The sequence below is a fragment of the Variovorax sp. 10L426 genome (assembly GCF_056395305.1).
In genome coordinates this window covers 139,753-157,030 of record NZ_JBFTJF010000004.1, presented here as the reverse complement: position 1 = coordinate 157,030, position 17,278 = coordinate 139,753, and the positions used below count along the sequence as shown (strand labels likewise).

General features: G+C 66.2%; 18 protein-coding genes and 2 riboswitches. Of the genes, 10 read left to right on the top strand and 8 right to left on the bottom strand.

Going from position 1 to position 17,278, the window contains the following annotated elements; all coding sequences use genetic code 11:
* The first annotated feature begins 17 nt into the window (after window positions 1-17).
* Window positions 18-117, top strand: a riboswitch (glycine riboswitch).
* Window positions 118-132: 15 nt separating this feature from the next.
* Window positions 133-243, top strand: a riboswitch (glycine riboswitch).
* Window positions 244-257: 14 nt separating this feature from the next.
* The 3 genes from gcvT to gcvP all read left to right on the top strand — a co-directional run bounded on the left by gcvT (window position 258) and on the right by gcvP (window position 4,844).
* Window positions 258-1,454 carry a glycine cleavage system aminomethyltransferase GcvT gene (gcvT, locus tag AC1DHL_RS07345; RefSeq protein WP_478161701.1) on the top strand — a complete coding sequence of 399 codons (1,197 nt, stop codon included), beginning with the start codon at window positions 258-260 and terminating at the stop codon, window positions 1,452-1,454.
* Window positions 1,455-1,515: 61 nt separating this feature from the next.
* Window positions 1,516-1,893: a glycine cleavage system protein GcvH gene (gcvH, locus tag AC1DHL_RS07340; RefSeq protein WP_478161562.1), complete on the top strand. Its 378-nt coding sequence runs from the start codon at window positions 1,516-1,518 to the stop codon at window positions 1,891-1,893.
* Between the two features lie 38 nt (window positions 1,894-1,931).
* Window positions 1,932-4,844: an aminomethyl-transferring glycine dehydrogenase gene (gene gcvP, locus AC1DHL_RS07335; RefSeq protein ID WP_478161561.1), complete on the top strand. Its 2,913-nt coding sequence runs from the start codon at window positions 1,932-1,934 to the stop codon at window positions 4,842-4,844.
* Window positions 4,845-4,869: 25 nt separating this feature from the next.
* Here the strand turns inward: gcvP and AC1DHL_RS07330 are convergent, their stop codons facing one another.
* Genes AC1DHL_RS07330 through AC1DHL_RS07320 form a run of 3 tightly spaced genes read right to left on the bottom strand, consistent with a single transcriptional unit; the run spans window position 4,870 to window position 6,009 of the window.
* Window positions 4,870-5,385, bottom strand: coding sequence for a HugZ family pyridoxamine 5'-phosphate oxidase (locus tag AC1DHL_RS07330; protein WP_478161560.1), 516 nt, complete (start codon window positions 5,383-5,385; stop codon window positions 4,870-4,872).
* The gene (locus AC1DHL_RS07325) at window positions 5,382-5,615 is read right to left on the bottom strand and encodes a hypothetical protein (RefSeq protein WP_478097250.1); all 234 of its coding nucleotides are present in this window, start codon (window positions 5,613-5,615) and stop codon (window positions 5,382-5,384) included. Before AC1DHL_RS07325 ends, AC1DHL_RS07330 begins: the two co-directional genes overlap by 4 nt.
* 13 nt (window positions 5,616-5,628) lie before the next feature.
* Window positions 5,629-6,009 carry a hypothetical protein gene (locus AC1DHL_RS07320; RefSeq protein WP_478097252.1) on the bottom strand — a complete coding sequence of 127 codons (381 nt, stop codon included), beginning with the start codon at window positions 6,007-6,009 and terminating at the stop codon, window positions 5,629-5,631.
* A 240-nt stretch (window positions 6,010-6,249) separates the two neighbouring features.
* Here AC1DHL_RS07320 and AC1DHL_RS07315 point away from each other — a divergent pair, with 240 nt between their 5' ends.
* The 4 genes from AC1DHL_RS07315 to AC1DHL_RS07300 all read left to right on the top strand — a co-directional run bounded on the left by AC1DHL_RS07315 (window position 6,250) and on the right by AC1DHL_RS07300 (window position 9,179).
* Window positions 6,250-6,819: a DUF4124 domain-containing protein gene (locus AC1DHL_RS07315; protein WP_478161559.1), complete on the top strand. Its 570-nt coding sequence runs from the start codon at window positions 6,250-6,252 to the stop codon at window positions 6,817-6,819.
* Window positions 6,820-6,995: 176 nt separating this feature from the next.
* On the top strand, window positions 6,996-7,418 hold the full coding sequence (locus AC1DHL_RS07310; protein ID WP_478097256.1) for a YciI family protein: 423 nt from the start codon (window positions 6,996-6,998) through the stop codon (window positions 7,416-7,418).
* A gap of 39 nt (window positions 7,419-7,457) precedes the next feature.
* Window positions 7,458-7,874, top strand: a complete 417-nt coding sequence (locus AC1DHL_RS07305) for a YciI family protein (protein ID WP_478097258.1) — start codon at window positions 7,458-7,460, stop codon at window positions 7,872-7,874.
* Entirely contained in the window at window positions 7,875-9,179 is a 1,305-nt protein-coding gene (locus AC1DHL_RS07300; protein ID WP_478097260.1) for an RNA polymerase sigma factor, read from the top strand.
* A 6-nt stretch (window positions 9,180-9,185) separates the two neighbouring features.
* Here AC1DHL_RS07300 and AC1DHL_RS07295 read toward each other — a convergent pair whose 3' ends face one another.
* Window positions 9,186-10,082, bottom strand: a complete 897-nt coding sequence (locus AC1DHL_RS07295; RefSeq protein ID WP_478097261.1) for a DUF3014 domain-containing protein — start codon at window positions 10,080-10,082, stop codon at window positions 9,186-9,188.
* Window positions 10,083-10,165: 83 nt separating this feature from the next.
* On the opposite strand from AC1DHL_RS07295, the gene AC1DHL_RS07290 reads away from it, so the two are divergent.
* The 3 genes from AC1DHL_RS07290 (at window position 10,166) to AC1DHL_RS07280 (ending at window position 12,822) form a co-directional block, all read left to right on the top strand.
* On the top strand, window positions 10,166-10,795 hold the full coding sequence (locus AC1DHL_RS07290) for a flavin reductase family protein (RefSeq protein WP_478097263.1): 630 nt from the start codon (window positions 10,166-10,168) through the stop codon (window positions 10,793-10,795).
* Between the two features lie 267 nt (window positions 10,796-11,062).
* Window positions 11,063-11,347, top strand: coding sequence for a hypothetical protein (locus AC1DHL_RS07285; protein WP_478097265.1), 285 nt, complete (start codon window positions 11,063-11,065; stop codon window positions 11,345-11,347).
* 23 nt (window positions 11,348-11,370) lie between these two features.
* On the top strand, window positions 11,371-12,822 hold the full coding sequence (locus AC1DHL_RS07280) for a flavin-containing monooxygenase (protein WP_478161558.1): 1,452 nt from the start codon (window positions 11,371-11,373) through the stop codon (window positions 12,820-12,822).
* Window positions 12,823-12,829: 7 nt separating this feature from the next.
* On the opposite strand, the gene AC1DHL_RS07275 is transcribed toward AC1DHL_RS07280, so the two are convergent.
* Genes AC1DHL_RS07275 through AC1DHL_RS07260 form a run of 4 tightly spaced genes read right to left on the bottom strand, consistent with a single transcriptional unit; the run spans window position 12,830 to window position 17,258 of the window.
* Window positions 12,830-13,804, bottom strand: a complete 975-nt coding sequence (locus AC1DHL_RS07275; protein ID WP_478161557.1) for a Bug family tripartite tricarboxylate transporter substrate binding protein — start codon at window positions 13,802-13,804, stop codon at window positions 12,830-12,832.
* Between the two features lie 12 nt (window positions 13,805-13,816).
* Window positions 13,817-15,508 carry a dihydroxy-acid dehydratase gene (gene ilvD, locus AC1DHL_RS07270; protein WP_478161556.1) on the bottom strand — a complete coding sequence of 564 codons (1,692 nt, stop codon included), beginning with the start codon at window positions 15,506-15,508 and terminating at the stop codon, window positions 13,817-13,819.
* The gene (locus tag AC1DHL_RS07265) at window positions 15,505-15,969 is read right to left on the bottom strand and encodes an aconitase X swivel domain-containing protein (protein WP_478161555.1); all 465 of its coding nucleotides are present in this window, start codon (window positions 15,967-15,969) and stop codon (window positions 15,505-15,507) included. The genes ilvD and AC1DHL_RS07265 overlap by 4 nt, the downstream gene beginning before the upstream one ends.
* Window positions 15,966-17,258, bottom strand: coding sequence for an aconitase X (locus AC1DHL_RS07260; protein ID WP_478097272.1), 1,293 nt, complete (start codon window positions 17,256-17,258; stop codon window positions 15,966-15,968). The genes AC1DHL_RS07265 and AC1DHL_RS07260 overlap by 4 nt, the downstream gene beginning before the upstream one ends.
* Window positions 17,259-17,278: the final 20 nt, after the last annotated feature.

The window sequence follows — 17,278 nt, the reverse complement described above, 5'->3', positions numbered from 1 at the left end:
GCCTTCGATCCCTTACACTCGCGCAGTCAGGAGAGAGCCCCGCCGCGTCGGGGCCGCCGAAGGCGCAGGTCCCATCGAAGCACGGGCCCGAACGCTCAGGCAAAAGGACTGGCGAAGCGCCCGCATTCAGGGCGTTTCCTTGCTGGAGAGAGACGACCCGTCGCGACGACGGACTCGTCCACCGAAGGAGCAAGCCCCGATCGTGGGGTGAATCTCTCAGGTAAAGCGGACAGCAGGGGTGGCCCATGGCTTCGGCCATGGATCTGGACTGCCCCCTTTTGGAGAGTGCCTTGGCCTCCGCATCGACTGACGATCTTCTGAAGACCCCGCTTCACGCACTGCACGTGGAGCTTGGCGCGCGCATGGTGCCTTTCGCCGGCTACTCGATGCCCGTGCAATACCCGGCGGGCCTCATGGCCGAACACAAGCACACGCGCGAGGCTGCGGGACTCTTCGATATTTCCCACATGGGCCAGTTGCGCCTGTCGGGCCCCGATGCCGCGGCCGCCTTCGAGACGCTGATGCCGGTGGATGTGATCGGCCTGGCGCCCGGCAAGCAGCGCTACGGACTGCTGCTCAATGACGACGGCGGCATCCTCGACGACCTGATGTTCTTCAACGAGGGCAACGACTCGCTGTTCGTGATCGTCAACGGCGCCTGCAAGCAGGCCGACATCGCGCACATCACCGCGAAGATCGGGCACCGTTGCCAGGTCCTGCCGATGCCCGACCACGCGTTGCTCGCGCTCCAGGGACCGCAGGCTGGCGCGACGCTGGCGCGTCTGTCGCCCGGCGTCGAGCGCTTTGTCTTCATGACCGGTGGCGCCGTGCAGATCGGCGGCATTCCGGCTTTCGTGACCCGCAGCGGGTACACCGGCGAAGACGGCTTCGAGATCTCCGTCGGCGCCGCGGACGCCGAACGCCTTGCGCGGCTGCTGCTCGCGCAACCCGAGGTCAAGCCCATCGGCCTGGGAGCGCGCAATTCGTTGCGGCTCGAAGCCGGGCTTTGCCTCTACGGCAACGACATCGACGAGACGACCACGCCAGTCGAAGCCTCGCTCGTCTGGGCCATGCAGAAAGTGCGACGGTCCGGTGGTGCGCGCGAAGGCGGCTTCCCGGGCGCGGCCAAGGTGCTGGCGCAACTCACTGCCGCGGACGGCACGGCGGGCCATCTCGACCACGACACCCTCAAGCGCAAACGCGTGGGCCTCGTCGCGCTGGAGCGTGTTCCGGTGCGCGACGGCACGCTGCTCGAATCCTTCGAAGGCCTCGCCATCGGCCAGGTGACCAGTGGACTGCTCGGTCCCACGGTCGACCGGCCCGTCGCCATGGCCTACGTTGCGCTGGCCTATTCCGAGCCCGGCACGCGCATCCAGGCGATGGTGCGCGGCAAGCCGGTGTTGATGGAAGTCAGCACCATGCCTTTCGTCCCGGCGCGCTATTTCCGCGGCTGAGACCCGATCTTCAAGTCCTGCCGATTTCGTTCCGATTTCTTATCTCAAGGAGCTTTTGTTCATGACCACCAAGTACACCAAGGATCACGAGTGGGTTCGCCAGGAAGCGGACGCGACGCTCGTCACCGTCGGCATCACCGTCCACGCGCAGGACGCACTGGGTGACGTGGTCTTCGTCGATCTGCCTGAAGTGGGCAAGACTTTCGCCCAGGGCGAGGTCGCGGGTGTGGTCGAGTCGGTCAAGGCCGCCGCCGACGTCTTCATGCCGGTCTCCGGCGAAATCACTGAAGTCAACGAAGCGCTGCGCGCCGACCCCTCGCTCGCCAACAGCGCGCCGATGGACGCAGGCTGGTTCTTCAAGGCGCGCGTCAGCGAGGTGACGCAACTCGAAAGCCTGCTCGACGACACCACGTACGAAAAGTTCGCAGCCGAAAACTGAGCTAATCCCAGTCCCCTGCCCTCCTGAGCCCTCCATCCATGTCGACATCCGTCCTGCCCCTCTTCCCTTCGCTCAGCGAGCTTGAGAACGCCGAGGAATTCATCGCGCGCCACATTGGCATCGAAGCTGCTGACGAATCGCGAATGCTGTCGGCGATCGGCTCGGCCACGCGGGCCGAACTGATCGACGGCATCGTGCCGCCGGCCATCCGGCGCGCGCGGCCGATGCGCTTGCCTGCGCCGGTGACGGAGGCCGACGCGCTGGCCGAACTCAAGGCCATCGCCGCGAAGAACAAGGTGGCGAAGAGCTTCATCGGACAGGGCTACTACGGCACCCACACGCCGGGCGTGATCCTGCGCAACGTGCTGGAGAACCCCGCCTGGTACACCGCCTACACGCCCTACCAGGCCGAAATCTCGCAAGGTCGCATGGAGGCGCTGGTCAATTTCCAGACGATGGTTTGTGACCTGACAGGCATGGCCATCGCGAATGCGTCGATGCTCGACGAGGCCACCGCGGCGGCCGAGGCGATGACGCTCGCGCGCCGCAGCGTCAAGAGCAAGAGCAACGTGTTCCTGGTGTCGGGCGACTGCCACCCGCAGACCATCGAGGTCATCAAGACGCGCGCGGCGCCGCTGGGCATCGAGGTACGGGTCAGCACGGTGTCGGAGACCCTGCCCCACCTGATGGCGAGCTGCGAATTCTTCGGCGTGCTGGCGCAATACCCCGCCACGACGGGTCACGTACACGACCTGCGACCGCTCGCCGGCCACGCGCACCAGTTCGATGCAGCCTTCTGCGTAGCGGCCGACCTGCTCGCGCTCACGCTGCTCGCACCGCCCGGCGAATGGGATGCGGACATCGTCTGCGGCAGCACGCAGCGCTTCGGCATGCCGATGGGCAACGGCGGCCCGCATGCCGCCTACCTGGCATGCCGCGATGAATTCAAGCGCTCGCTGCCCGGGCGCATCGTGGGCGTCAGCGTCGACACGCACGGCGAGCCCGCCTACCGCCTCGCGCTGCAGACACGCGAGCAGCACATCCGGCGCGAGAAGGCGACGTCCAACATCTGTACCGCGCAAGTGCTGCCCGCGGTGATCGCCAGCATGTACGCGGTCTACCACGGACCCGAGGGCATCCGTCGCATCGCGCAGCGCGTCGCGTCACTCACGTCGATCCTCGCGCAAGGTCTCGAACAGATGGGCCGCGAGTTGATCAACGCGACGGCGTTCGACACGCTCACCGTCAAGACCGGCGAAGACACCGCGAAGATCGTGGAACGCGCCGAGGCCGCCTGCATCAACCTGGGTCTGCGCGTGCAGAACCACCTGGGCATTTCGCTCGACGAAACCACGACGCGCGCCGACATCGAGACGCTCTGGGCGCTGTTCGTGCCCGCGGGCACGCCGATGCCGCGTTTCGACGAACTCGCCGGCCGGATCGCCTCGCGCATCCCCGAGGACTTGCGCCGCACCAGCGCATTCCTGACGCATCCGGTCTTCAACACGCACAAGAGCGAAACCGCGATGCTGCGCTACATCCGCAGCCTCGGCGACAAGGACCTCGCGCTCGATCGCAGCATGATCCCGCTCGGGAGCTGCACCATGAAGCTCAACGCGACGAGCGAGATGATCCCGATCACCTGGCCCGAATTCGCGAACATCCATCCCTTCGCGCCGGCTGAACAGCTCCAGGGCTATGCCCAACTCGACAAGCAGCTGCGCGCATGGCTGTGCGAAGCCACCGGCTACGCGGGCATCAGCCTGCAGCCCAACGCGGGCTCGCAGGGCGAGTACGCGGGCCTGCTTGCGATCAAGGCCTTTCATGAAGCCAGGGGCGAAGGCCATCGCGATGTGTGCCTGATTCCCTTCTCGGCGCACGGCACCAATCCGGCCAGTGCCCACATGGCCGGCATGAAGGTGGTGGTCACGGCCTGCGATGCCGAAGGCAATGTCGACATCGACGACCTCAAGCGCGCATGCGGTGCCCATGGCGACAAGCTGGCCGCGGTGATGATCACCTACCCCAGCACCCATGGCGTCTTCGAGACCCGTGTGAAGGAGCTGTGCGAGATCGTGCATGCGCACGGCGGTCGCGTGTACGTGGACGGCGCCAACATGAATGCGCTCGTCGGCGTGGCAGCGCCCGGCGAGTTCGGCGGCGATGTGAGTCACCTGAACCTGCACAAGACTTTCTGCATTCCCCATGGCGGCGGCGGTCCGGGCGTCGGCCCTGTGTGCGTGGTCGAGGACCTGGTGCCGTATCTGCCGGGCCATGCGACGGGCGGCATCGCCTCACACGGCGTGGGCGCGGTGTCGGCGGCACCGCTGGGCAATGCGGCCGTGCTGCCGATCAGCTGGATGTACTGCCGCATGATGGGCGCGCCCGGCTTGAAGGCGGCGACCGAGACCGCGATCCTCAGCGCCAACTACATCAGCGCGCGCCTGAAGGATCACTATCCCACGCTCTACGCAAGTCCGAATGGCCACGTCGCGCATGAGTGCATCCTCGACTTGCGTCCCCTCAAGGATGCCAGCGGCGTGACCGCCGAAGACGTCGCCAAGCGGCTCATCGACTACGGCTTCCATGCACCGACCCTGAGCTTCCCCGTGCCCGGCACGCTGATGGTGGAACCCACCGAAAGCGAACCGCTCGCCGAACTCGATCGCTTCATCGACGCGATGATCGCCATTCGCGGCGAGATCCGCCGCATCGAGGAAGGCGTCTGGCCGAAGGAAGACAACCCGCTCAAGAACGCACCCCATACTGCCGCCAGCCTGCTCGGCAGCGAATGGACGCGACCCTATTCGCGCGAACTGGCCGCGTTCCCGCTCGCGACGCTCAAGGGCGCCAAGTACTGGCCGCCGATCGGAAGAGTCGACAACGTCTACGGCGATCGCAACCTGTTCTGCAGTTGCGTGCCGGTGGGCGATTGGGCGGCCGCTCGCTGAGCTGAACGCGCGCGGGCCGACGGGTTCAGTTCATCGCGCGCAAGACGCGTCGGATCTCTTCCTCGTCGACATCTCGCGCTGCTCCGAATCCGGCGATGTGCCGGCCGCCTGTCACGCGAATGGCGACGAACCGGAAATCGCCGAGCTGTGTCATGGGCTCGGCCTCGGGAAATCGCTTCAGGTACGCGTCACGGCACGCTTTCCACTCGGGACTGCCGGGTTCCAGCCGTCCCGCCGCCCCATCGAGGGTGACGCGCGGCAAGGCATGCACGGGCTTGCCATGCACCTCGCGCGCCGTGACGAGAAGCGACAGTCCCGGCCTCTGTTGAAGATGCCGGCTGTGGGCGGCCAGTCCGCTCACATGGATGACAAGGCAAGCTTGCGAAGGCTCCACGGCGAAAGGAACCATCGAGACAAAGGGCGAGCCATCGTCATCGATGGTCCCCAGGGCAGCGGTGCGACGGGCCTTCAAGAGGGCCCGCATCTCTCGCGTCAGCCTGGCTTCACGAGGCGGCGTGGCCTCGCGTTGCCCATCGCTCACCAACGTTGCTGCTGCCTGCCACCGTGGATATTGCCGGCGACACCACCCGCAAGTCCGCCGATGGCCGCACCGGTCCAGGCGTCGCCTCCGGAGATCGCGGCGATGCCTGCGCCGGCCGCCGCGCCCATGGCGGCGCCACTCATCGTTCCTTGTTGCTGCGGGGTCATGTCGGTACAGCCCACGGCGAGCACCGCGGCAGCCACGGCCAGTGTCCAGTTGAGTCGTTTCATGATCCGTTTCCTTTCACTTCTTCTGAAGACCGGGAACGGCCATTTCAAACCAGATGATGTCGAGCACCGGACGCTTGAGCTTGTCGGGGTTCGCCGCATACCACTTGTCGATGCCGGAACTCACGCCGTCCAGCGTCTGCCCCTGCATTCCCTTCGCCAGTCGCGGAATGAAGCTCTGGGCATCGCTCGGCGGGTTTCTCGACGAATAGGCCGCCTCGACCTGAACCAGATTGGCGAGCCCCACGAGATACGCCTTCTTCACGGCGGGGTTCGACGTAGTCCATTGCTCGCCGGTCACAACCGGGATTTCGGCCGCCTTGGCTGGTACGCACGTCAGCGCCAGAGCCATGCACGCCGCCGACAGGGTCGCACGTACTTGCAGTTTCGATGTCATTGCGTTCTCCAACGGATTCCCCTCGTGTGAATGGACACATCGCGGTCCACGGCACGCATGCCCGGCCGCGCACGCATACAGCCGGATTGGATGCTCTTCTTCCGGCTGCGATGCATCGTGCGCTGCGACGTCGAGGCATGTCAAGCGCGTCGATCAAGGGTTGAAGCCCCAGATTTCGGTGAGTACTTTCGTCCCACTTCGCGTGTTGTTGTCTCGCAGAAGGAACACAATAGACGCACCATGCGCAACCTTGTCCTTCTTGCGGTTCTGTTCGCGGTCGGCCCGATGGCCGGCGCCGACGTGATCCGCTGCGCGGACGCGGCGGGCAGGGTGAGCTACACCGATGGCACATGCCCGGCGGGCGCCAAGAAGGTGGCGCGCGTGTCGACGGTGGAGCCGGTCAGCGTCGTGCGCGGGCCCAATGACCCTCGGCCCGAACAGAGCATCGACGCCGGCGCTCCACCAGGCGATTCGAGGGAGGTCGCGGCAATCCCGCCTCAAGCACCTTCGGGCCCCATCATCATCGACGGCCGCCGCGACGGCAATGGCGGCAGCGCGCTGCCGAGCGACTCGCGCTGGAGCGATCGCGGCGTGGACTCGATCGTGATCGACGACGGGCTGTATCCCGCGCCCGGCATCTCCCGCCCGTCCCGGCCACGCGACATGCGGCCGCGCATCCGCAATTGCGGATCCAGAACCTGCGAAGACATGCAGGGCAACCACTTCACCCACTCCGGTCAACTCGACCGCTTTCGCAGCATCGATGGAAGAACCTGCCAGCCGGTGGGAACGACCGTGGTCTGCCGCTGAACCGGCGGACGGCACGGCGCTGAAAACGCGCCTTGCCGGCTGAACAACATTTTTTTACAGCGGCAGGCGTCGAGCCTGTCGATTTCGTCGTCGCTGCTTCGACGTGCATGCAGAGGCCGGAAAATCGCCGTCATATCGATAGGCAACCGGACTCGCAACCTCGAAGGAGCAACGACATGCGATACATGGTGATCGTCAAGGCCAGCAAGGAATCCGAAGCAGGCGCAATGCCCACGGAGCAGATGCTGACCGACATGGGCAAGTACAACGAGGAGCTGGTCAAGGCTGGCGTCCTGCTCGCGATGGATGGGCTGCACCCGAGTTCGAAGGGCGCACGGGTGCGCTTCTCCGGCAAGCAGCGCACGGTCATCGACGGGCCTTTCAGCGAAACCAAGGAACTGGTGGCCGGATTCTGGCTTTGGCAGGTGCGCTCGCGGGAAGAAGCCATCGAATGGCTCAAGCGCGCGCCCTTCGACGACAACACCGAAGTGGAGCTGCGCCAGGTCTTCGAGTTGGACGACTTCGGCGCCGAATTGACGCCCGAACTCAGGGAGCAGGAAGAGCGCCTGCTCGCGGAAGTCGCCGCGAAGAAAGCCTGACCTCGCGACGCATCCAGAAGACACCCAGGAGATCCAGACATGAAGTTCATGATCATTCGCAAGGCCGACAAGGACACCGAAGCCGGCATGATGCCCACCGAGCAGCTCGTCACCGACATGCTCAAGTACAACGAAGAGATGATCAAGGCCGGCGTGATGTTCGACGGCATGGGCCTCCAGCCCAGCTCGAAGGGAGCGCGCATCAAGTTCAATGCGGGCAAGCCGACGGTGATCGACGGCCCCTTTGCGGAAGCCAAGGAACTGGTCGCCGGCTTCACCCTGATCCAGGTCAAGTCGAGGGAAGAAGCGCTCGAGTGGGTCAAGCGCTGGCCGCCCATCGACGGCGACGGCCATGTCGAGCTGGAGTTGCGCCAGATCTACGAACCAGAGGACTTCGGCGCCGAGTTCACGCCCGAGATGCGCAGGCATGAAGCGCTCCTCCGCGAGAGGAAATAGATGACGTCGATCGCGCCCGCCGACGAGGCGCATCGCGCCCTCAATGCCGTCTGGCGCATCGAATCCGCCAAGATCATCGGTGCGCTCGCGCGCATGGTGCGCGACGTCGGCGTGGCGGAAGAACTTGCGCAGGACGCGCTGGTCGCTGCACTCGAACAGTGGCCGCGCGAAGGCATTCCCGAGAATCCCGCCGCGTGGCTCACGGCCGCCGCGAAGCACCGCGCCATCGATCTCCTGCGCAAGCGGAGCCTGCACGCCGGCAAGGAAGCGGAAATCGGTCGCGAACTCGATGCGCAGCACGCCATGGCGGCGTCGGATTTCGCCGAGGCGGTCGACGCGGCGCTCGACGACCAGGTGGGCGACGACATCCTTCGCCTGATGTTCACGGCCTGCCATCCGGTCCTGCCGCGCGAAGGGCGGGTCGCCTTGACTCTGCGCTTGCTCGGCGGACTCACCACGGACGAGATCGCGCGTTCCTTCCTCGTGCCCGAGCCGACGATCGCCCAGCGCATCGTGCGGGCCAAGCGCACGCTGGCCGCGGCGCGCGTACCTTTCGAGGCGCCTCGCGCGAACGAGCTCGCGGCCCGGCTGTCCTCGGTATTCGAGGTCATCTACCTCGTGTTCAACGAAGGCTATTCGGCCACGGCCGGCGACGACTGGATGCGACCCGCGCTTTGTGAGGAAGCGCTGCGCCTCGGCCGCATCCTGGCCGAACTGGTACCGGACGAACCCGAAGTCCACGGCCTGGCCGCGCTGATGGAAATCCAGGCTTCGCGCGCCTCGGCGCGCGTCGATGCGCAGGGCGATCCGATCCTGTTGCTCGACCAGAACCGCGCACGCTGGGACGGCCTGCTGATTCGCCGTGGCCTCGCCGCGTTGGAGCGCGCAGAGAAGCTCGGCGGAGCGCTCGGCCCGTACGCGCTGCAGGCCGCGATCGCCGCCTGCCATGCGCGTGCACGCACCGCCGCGGACACGAACTGGCCGCGCATCGCCGCGCTTTACGAGGCGCTCGCCCAGCTCGCGCCCTCTCCCATCGTGGAACTCAATCGTGCCGTCGCGCTGTCGATGGCTTTCGGCCCGGCCGTCGGTCTCGAACTTGTCGACACGCTGCTTTCGGAGCCTCAATTGCAGGGCTATCACCTGCTGCCGAGCGTGCGCGGCGACCTGCTCGCCAAGCTCGGCCGCAAGCGCGAAGCACGCGCCGAATTCAAGCGTGCCGCCGAACTCACGCGCAACGCCCGGGAACGCAAGCTGCTGCTGATGCGGGCGCTGGCATGCACCGGCAGCGACACGGCCACCGACTGAAGTCCCCTACTTCTTCGCGACGGCGCCGGTCGCGACGAGCCGGCGAAATTCCCCAAGCTTGGCCTTCATCCGCCGCTCGTTCACCGGACCCATGCGGATCAGGATCTTCTGGCCCGCGGACAGCGATTCGAGTTGCGGATCGGCGAATTCATACCGCAACCAGGGGGTCTGGGAGACCGCCTCGTCCTTCAACTCGCCCTTCACTTCGGTCAGCCTGACCTGCACCGGCCCCGCCGGCTCCGGCGTCTTCAGCAGGTGATCCAGCACGGCCACCAGCCGGTCGTTGAAATAGCGGCCCGGGTAGCCCAGTTCTTCGTACGCCTGCTGAAACAGCGGATAGAGCTTCGCGTAAAGCGCTGCCGCGCGAGCGGTGTCGACCGACTCGACAAAGAGCACGAAGGGCGTGTAGCGGCTGCCATTGTCGATACCGATGGTCTTGACCTCGCCATCGCCCTGAGTCTCGAATCGCTGCGGCGTGGGATGCACCGGCCACAGGCGCGAAGACGCTTGCGTGCGCGGCAGGTTGTCCACCGTCGCGACGACGCGCCGCACGAAACCGTCGGTCTGGAGAAACGACACGACCGCCTTCTTGCCCAGCAGGTCGGTGAGCGCGCCGGTCACGCGCGCGTCGGCGTCGTTCAAGGGCGGGAGCGTCTTGTCGGGCTCGGCCAGGGGCTCGACCAGGTTCTGCGGCCCCGTCGCGACAGGCGCGGGCACGTCGGGCGGCGCCGGTTGGGGCTGCGGTGCTGTTGCAACCGGCGGAGCTTCGGGTGGCGTCTCTTTCTGCAGCGACCAGCGCCACCACGCGAAGGAGGCTGCGAGGATCGCGACGACCACGATCGCGGGAATCCACATCGAGGATTCGCGAGCTGGCCTGAATTCTGCTGGGTCCCGTTGGGGCATGTTTCAATCTTCCTTTCCCTGTCCATTGGAAACTACTGCGGCACGGCTTGCCGTAACGCCCTGTGACCGCCCACGAGAACACCATGAACATCGACTTCTCGACACTGACGGAATACCAACGCTACAAGCTCATGGCGAGCCTGATCGTGCCACGACCGATCGCGCTGGTCACCACGCTGGGGGCCGACGGCGTCGTCAACGCCGCGCCCTTCAGCATGTTCAACATGCTCGGCGAGGAGCCGCCGATCGTGATGATCAGCGTCAACCGGCTGCAGGACGGCGTATTGAAAGACACCGCCGCCAACATCGTGCGGACCGGCGAGTTCGTCATCCACCTGGCTGACGAGGACATCGCCGAGCAGATGCACCGTTGCGGCGAGCGTCACCCGCCGCACGTGAGCGAACTCGACATCGTCGGCTTCACCGCCCTGCCGAGCCATGCGGTGAAGCCGCCGCGCATTGCCGAGGCACCGGTCGCCTTCGAATGCACGCTATGGGAAACGCTGGAAACCGAGAGCCGGCAAATCTTCATCGGCCAGGTGCGCTGGATGCACGCGCGCGACGAACTCATCGACACCGACGCGTGGCGCGTTCGCCTGCAGCACTACTTTCCGGTCGGCCGATTCGGTGCGAGCTTTTATGTGAAGACGCGCGAACGCTATTCGCTCGCCGCTCAGGGCGAGATGCGAAGCACCGCCATCGACGAGATGTAGATCGGCTCAGCCGAGGCCGCTACCGTCTGCTGCTGCGCATCGAAATTCCCGATTCCGACTGGGCAGCCGAGATGGAGGCGACTGTGCTGGCACGCCTGACCCCCATCGACCGCTGACCGCGGGCAACGCCCTCCAATTTACTGCCTTGTCAGGCGAACGGTCATCGGCCTGTAGGACTACGTCAATGGTTGGGTCGGCTGACCCACACGGCCCGGGCGATTGAAGTTAAAACAGCTTCCTCAGCGCTGCATTGATTGGAGGAATCCGATGTTCAGCATTTTTCAGCACGGCCGAAACGGCCACTTGCGACGCATCATGACCTTGCTCGAGGAGGCGAATCTGGCGCGCATCGAGCACCAGGCCGCCGCCGAACACCACGGCGCCCTCGCCCGCATGTATGCGGACCGCGCCAAGCGACTGGAGCGGGAGGTCTACGGCACCTCGCACGTGCCTGTCGGCGACAGCGGGGCGGCGCCCCCGAAGGTGACGGATGAAAAGCCGGTCGTCTATGCGCTGGGCGCGAATCGCCGTGACGGCGCAGCGAAAGGCTGAGGCACGCGCCAGATCACCGAACGATGGCCGATGAATTCGTCGACGTGCTGATCGTCGGCGCCGGCCTGTCAGGCATCGGGGCGGCGTCTCATCTGCGGCGGCTGTGTCCGGGCCGCAGCGTCGCCATCCTGGAAGCGCGACAGACGCTTGGCGGTACATGGGATCTTTTTCGCTATCCGGGCGTGCGTTCGGATTCGGACATGTACACGCTGGGCTACTCGTTCCGGCCGTGGACGGAAGCCCGATCCATCGCCGATGGACCCACCAACCTGCAATACCTGCGCGACACGGCGCATGAACAAGGCATCGACCCACTGATCCGCTACGGCCATCGCGTCCGACGCGCCAGTTGGTCGTCGGAGGCGGCCCAGTGGACGGTGGACGCAGAAGACGGCAACGGAGAGCCGCTTTCGCTGCGCTGCGGCTTTCTGCTGATGTGCAGCGGCTACTACGACTACGCCGGGGGCTACACGCCGGACTTTCCCGGCCGCGAGCGATTCGCCGGCCGCGTGGTGCACCCCCAGCAATGGACCGACGACATCGACTACGCGGGCAAGCGCGTGGTCGTGATCGGCAGCGGCGCCACTGCCGTCACGATGGTGCCCGAGTTGGCCCGGCACGCGGCGCACGTGACGATGCTGCAGCGCTCGCCCAGCTATGTGGCCACGCAGCCCTCGGTCGACCGGATCGCCACCTGGCTTCGCCGACATCTCGGGCCCTCGTCCGCCCACGCCCTCGCACGGTGGAAAAACATGCTGCTTGCCCTGGTCCTCTTCAGGGTTTGCCGCCACAGGCCGCAATTCGCAAAGTCCGCGTTGATCAAGCAGGTCCGGCGCCAGTTGGGTCCCGACTACGACATCGATACGCACTTCACCCCCCGATACAACCCCTGGGAGCAGCGCCTGTGCCTGGTGCCCGATGGCGATCTCTTCAAGGCCATCCGCACGCAGCGCGCCAGTGTGGTGACCGACCAGATCGAGTCCTTCACGGAGACTGGCCTCAAGCTCGCGAGCGGCGCGGAGTTGCCCGCCGACCTGGTGGTGACGGCAACCGGCCTGAGGCTCAAGGTGGTCGGCGGCATCGAGCTTCGTGTCGATGGTCGCAAGCTGGAGCCAGCGGAGCTCGTGAACTACAAGGGCATCATGTTCGCCGGCGTGCCGAACTTCGCGTCGGTCTTCGGCTACACCAACGCTTCCTGGACGCTGAAGGCGGACCTGTCCGCCACCTTCGTTTGTCGCTTGCTCAATCACATGCAGCAAACCGGCGCGCGGCGGTGCGTGGCGATGGCGGACGATCCGGCCATGCCCTTGCAGCCCTGGGTCGACTTCTCCTCGGGTTACTTCCAGCGCGCCGCAGGTCAGTTGCCCAGGCAAGGCGAAAAAAAGCCCTGGAAGCTCAACCAGAACTACCTTTCGGACTTCTTCACCTTGCGCTACGGCGCGGTGGACGACGGGGTCATGCGCTTCTCTGCCTAGGCACTCGCTATTGATCGAACCTGACGCCGTGCTCGCGCACCGTCGAACCAAAGGCGTCGTATTGCGTGCGGAAGAAAGCGGCGAAATTCGCCGGGCTCATGCCGTAGCCCTCGAAGCCCTGCTGGACCAGTTGCTCGCGCACCTCGGGCCGCTTCATCGTGGCCTGCAGCGCAGCCGAGAGCTTCTCGACGATCTCCGGCGGAAGTCCCGGCGGGCCGAAGAAGCCGGCCCACGGTGTGATGGTGAGCTTGCCGAGTCCGAGTTCCCCGGCGGACGGCACGTTGGGCAGCAAGGCACTGCGTTCCGGTTGCAGTGTCACGAGCGCGCGGATGCGGCCGTCCTTGACAAAGCCCGGCGCCAGCGTTCCGGTGGTGAACATCATCTGGATCTGACCGCCAAGCAGATCGGTCATCGCCTGCATGTCGCCCTTGTAGCGTGCATTGACCACCTTGCGGTCGCCGAGCAGTTGCAGCATGGCGAGCTCCGAGGCGCTGTTGCTCGAAGCCGAGTTGTAGGTACCAGGCTTGGCCGCGACCAGCGCCAGCAGGTCGTTGACGCTCTTGACCGGCAGCGCGGACGGGACGACCAGGAACATCGAGAACTGCCCCGCGCTGCTGATCGGCGTGAACGCCTTGAACGGATCGTAGGGCGCGGTCGGCCGAATCGTGGGCGCCGCGACCATCGCGGTGTTGGTGCCCATCAGCAGCGTGTAGCCGTCGGGACGCGCGCTGCTCACCGCCTGTGCGGCAAGCACGCCGTCGGCGCCGGGTCGGTTCTCGACCACCACTTGCTGCCCCAGTTGCCTGGAAAGACCGTCCGCCATGATCCGCGTGATCACGTCGGCACCGCCGCCCGGCGCGAAGCCGACGATCAGGCGCACCGGCTTCTGCGGATAGGCCTCGGCGCCCCAACTCGCGGCGATGGGCAGCGCGAGCGCGGCGGCGATGGTTGCCGCCCCTTGCAGGATTGTTCTGCGTTGCATCGCGGCCTCCTTTCAGCGTGCCCGTTCGGACCGCACCAGGACGGCGCCCTGCGAGAGCGCACCCACGTTGCGCCGATATTGCTGCAGCCAGCCGGTGTCGTGCGTGGGCGGCGGCGGACGCCAGCCGGCGCGGCGCGCCTGAAGCTGCGCGTCATCGAGTTCGACGTCGAGGCGGCGCGCGTCGAGGTCGATGGTGATGACATCGCCGTCTTCGAGCAGCCCCAGCGGACCGCCAAGCGCCGCCTCGGGAGACACCTCGGCCACCACCAGCCCCTTGCACACGAGGCCAGAGAGATGGCCGTCCGTCAGCAGCGCAACGTCGTCGCCGAGCCCTGCCCCATCGACCGCGAACACGACACGCGATGCGCCTCCGCCCATCGCGGGACCGCCGCAGGCTCCGGCGCCGCGCATGACGATCACCTGTCCGGGGCGGATGCTTCCCTGCTTCAGCGCAGCGATCGCTTCGTCCGAACTCCAGAAGCACACGGCCGGTCCGGTGAACCGGCGCACCTTGCGTTCGACGATGCCGGTCTTGATCAGCCCGGACTCCGGCGCGAGATTGCCGCGCAGCAACACGATGGCGGGCTTTTGCGCAACCGGTCGATCGATGGCCCGGATGACCTCGACATCGGCCACCGCGACGTCGCGCAGATTGCCCGCGACCGTCTCACCGCTGACGGTGCGCGCCGACGTGTCGAGCAGCGGTTCGAGCTGCCTCATCAGCGCGCGACAGCCACCCGCCGCCTCGAACTGCTCGATGCTGTGTTCGCCGATCGGACGCACGCCCGCGAGCACCGGCGTCTCGGGGCCGAGGCGCTCGAACAGGCCATACACATCGACGCCGCATTCGCCCTCGGTTGCCACGGCCTGAAGATGCTTCGCCGTGTTCAGCGAACCGCCGATGGCCAGCACCGCGCGCACGGCGTTCGCGAACGCGCCGGGCGTGAGGATGTCGCGCGGCTTCAGGTCATCCCACACCATCTGCACGATGCGGGCGCCTGCAGCGCGGGCATCGGCCATCATCTTCGGGCTCAGTGCCGCGACCGGTGCGCTGCCGGGCAACGCGAGGCCGAGCGCCTCGCACACGATGTGCATCGAGTTCGCCGTGCCAAGGCCTGAGCACACGCCCGGGCCGCGAATGGCCTCGCGGCTCATGCCGACCAGCTCTTCCAATGGCAGCTTGCCGGTGACGGCATGCATCGCGCCGATGAAGACCTCCTCGATGTCCATGTGGCGGCCGCGGAACTCACCGCTCGGCTGGTAGCCGCACGGCACGAGCAGCGTCGGGATGTTCAGCCGTGCCGCCGCCATCAATTGGCCCGGCACCGTCTTGTCGCAGGAGGTGAGGCACACCATGCCGTCGAGCTGCGCGCCTTCGACGGCGACTTCGATGTCGTTGGTCACCAGGTCGCGCGCGGCCAGCATGTAGGCGCCGCGTGCGCCGGCCCCGGTGATGAAGTCGCTCGGCGCCGCGGTGCGGATTTCGAATGGCACACCTCCCGCCGCGCGGATCGCTTCCTTGACCTGCACCGCGATCTGGTCGAGATGACTGAAGCAGGCCGCAAGCTCCGAAGAACTGTTGACGACCGCGATCTTGGGCTTCTCGCAGTCTTCCTCGGGAATGCCGAGCGCACGCCAGTGGGCGTTGCGAACCGACCAGAGATAGGAACCGCGCGGGAAGTTGCTGCGTAGCGGCCGAGTCATGGGGTGTCTCCGATGTTGTGGATGTTTTTCTTCGTGATTTCGATGACGCCGCGGTCGGCGTCCACATGCACCCAGTCGCCGGTCTCGATGCACTCCAGAGGGTCGCGGTCGAAGTCGGTCATCGATGGCGAATGCGTGACCACCGTGCCGAGCGCCACCTTGGTCGTCATTTCGTTGAACAGGAATGCAGCAGGTACGGTGTTCATCAGCCGCGCCACATGGAACATCGCGGACCAGCCCGACGAGCCCTTGGCGCCGGGGAACACCAGCACCTTGCCGGCGAAGCTCTGGCCGCGCAGCGAGTGCCGCGTTTCGATGACGGTGCCCGTGCGCGGATCGATGCCGCCCCAGCCCGAGATCCGGTCGCGCGTGACCAGCGCCTCGCCTTCGGCGACGCCGCCGACCACCTTGCGGCCGCGGATCACCAGGGTGTTGTCGGTGTTGCCAACTCGCGAGCTCATGCCAGGCTCCCGTTCCAGCGGCCCGTACACGCCGCGTCGATGCATTCAGCCGTGCTGCCGAACCAGGCCTGCACGCCAAGGATGGCCGGCAGGTAGTGAGCCTGCTTGGCCGAATCGAGGGCAACGGTCTTCGTGCCCTTGGGCACCGCACGGCTCATGGCCGAACAACTGTCGGTCATGAGGATGCCGCCCGCGTCCTCGATGATCTTCGTGTAGCCGTTCCGATCGGCCAGCGACTTGATCGCGCGCGGCGTGAAGATCCACAGTTCGCAATCTGAATGCACCTTGCGGCCCTCGATGAGTTGCGCGGCCTCCCAGATCTGCTCGATCGTGTAGTGCGGGCAGCCGAGCATCACGTACTGGATCTCCGCGCTGCGCGCCGTGGCGTTGATGGTTTCGTAGGTGGCACGGCGCTCGGCCTCGCCGTAGCGCAGCACTTGCACGGGCTTTCGGCCGCCGAGCGCCTGCTCGAGGCTCAGCGCCTCGGGCGTCACGCCGACCACGTGGTACATCTCGACGCCGCCCGACGACGAGGCCGCTGCGCCGAAATGCTTGAGCCGCGGCAGATTCGGCACGCGGCCGATGCCGCGCCGGCTGTGGATCACCGGCACGCGATCCTGCACCTGCTCGCCGATGTAGTAGCCCAGGAGGCCCCAGTCCTGCACCGATTCGATCTCGATGTCGAGTTCCACGACGTGCGTGCCGAGCCGGTTCTCGTCGAGGTGATAACCCCAGTAAGGGATGCGGCCCGTGAGCATCGCCGCACCGGTGCTCTCGCGGCCTTCGGCGTTGGTGCGGGCGCCGAGCACCGAGTTGCAGTAGATCACCGCCGACGACTCCATCCAGGCGCAGTGCTCGCCGCGCGTCGGGATGTTGCCCACCTGATAGGGCGTGCAGGTGTTCATGATCTGCGCGCCCAGGCCGGCGGCATGGCGCTCGCTCTTCTCGTAGAAGCGAACGATGTCTTCGCTGACACCCATGCGTTCGGGCTGTCCGGGATCGAAGCCCAGCTGAAGATGGCTGGTGAAGACCTTGAACTTCGGAATCGGCACCGCCTCCTGGCTGTCGAGGCTGAATTCGGAGAACACCGCATCCATGCCGCCCTGTGTGAGCGCGAAATCGCGCTGGAAGGGCGTGGTCGATGTGATGGTCGCGCACACGTTGCGTGTCTCGACCAGGCGCTCCGCGCCCAGGGCTTCGCCGTAGCGGATCAGGAGATCCATGGCCTTCTGCACGGCCGCTCCGTCGCGGCCGTCCCGCATCGATTGTTCTTCATCGCTCAAGTGCATGGCCTGCGACCTCCGTGGGT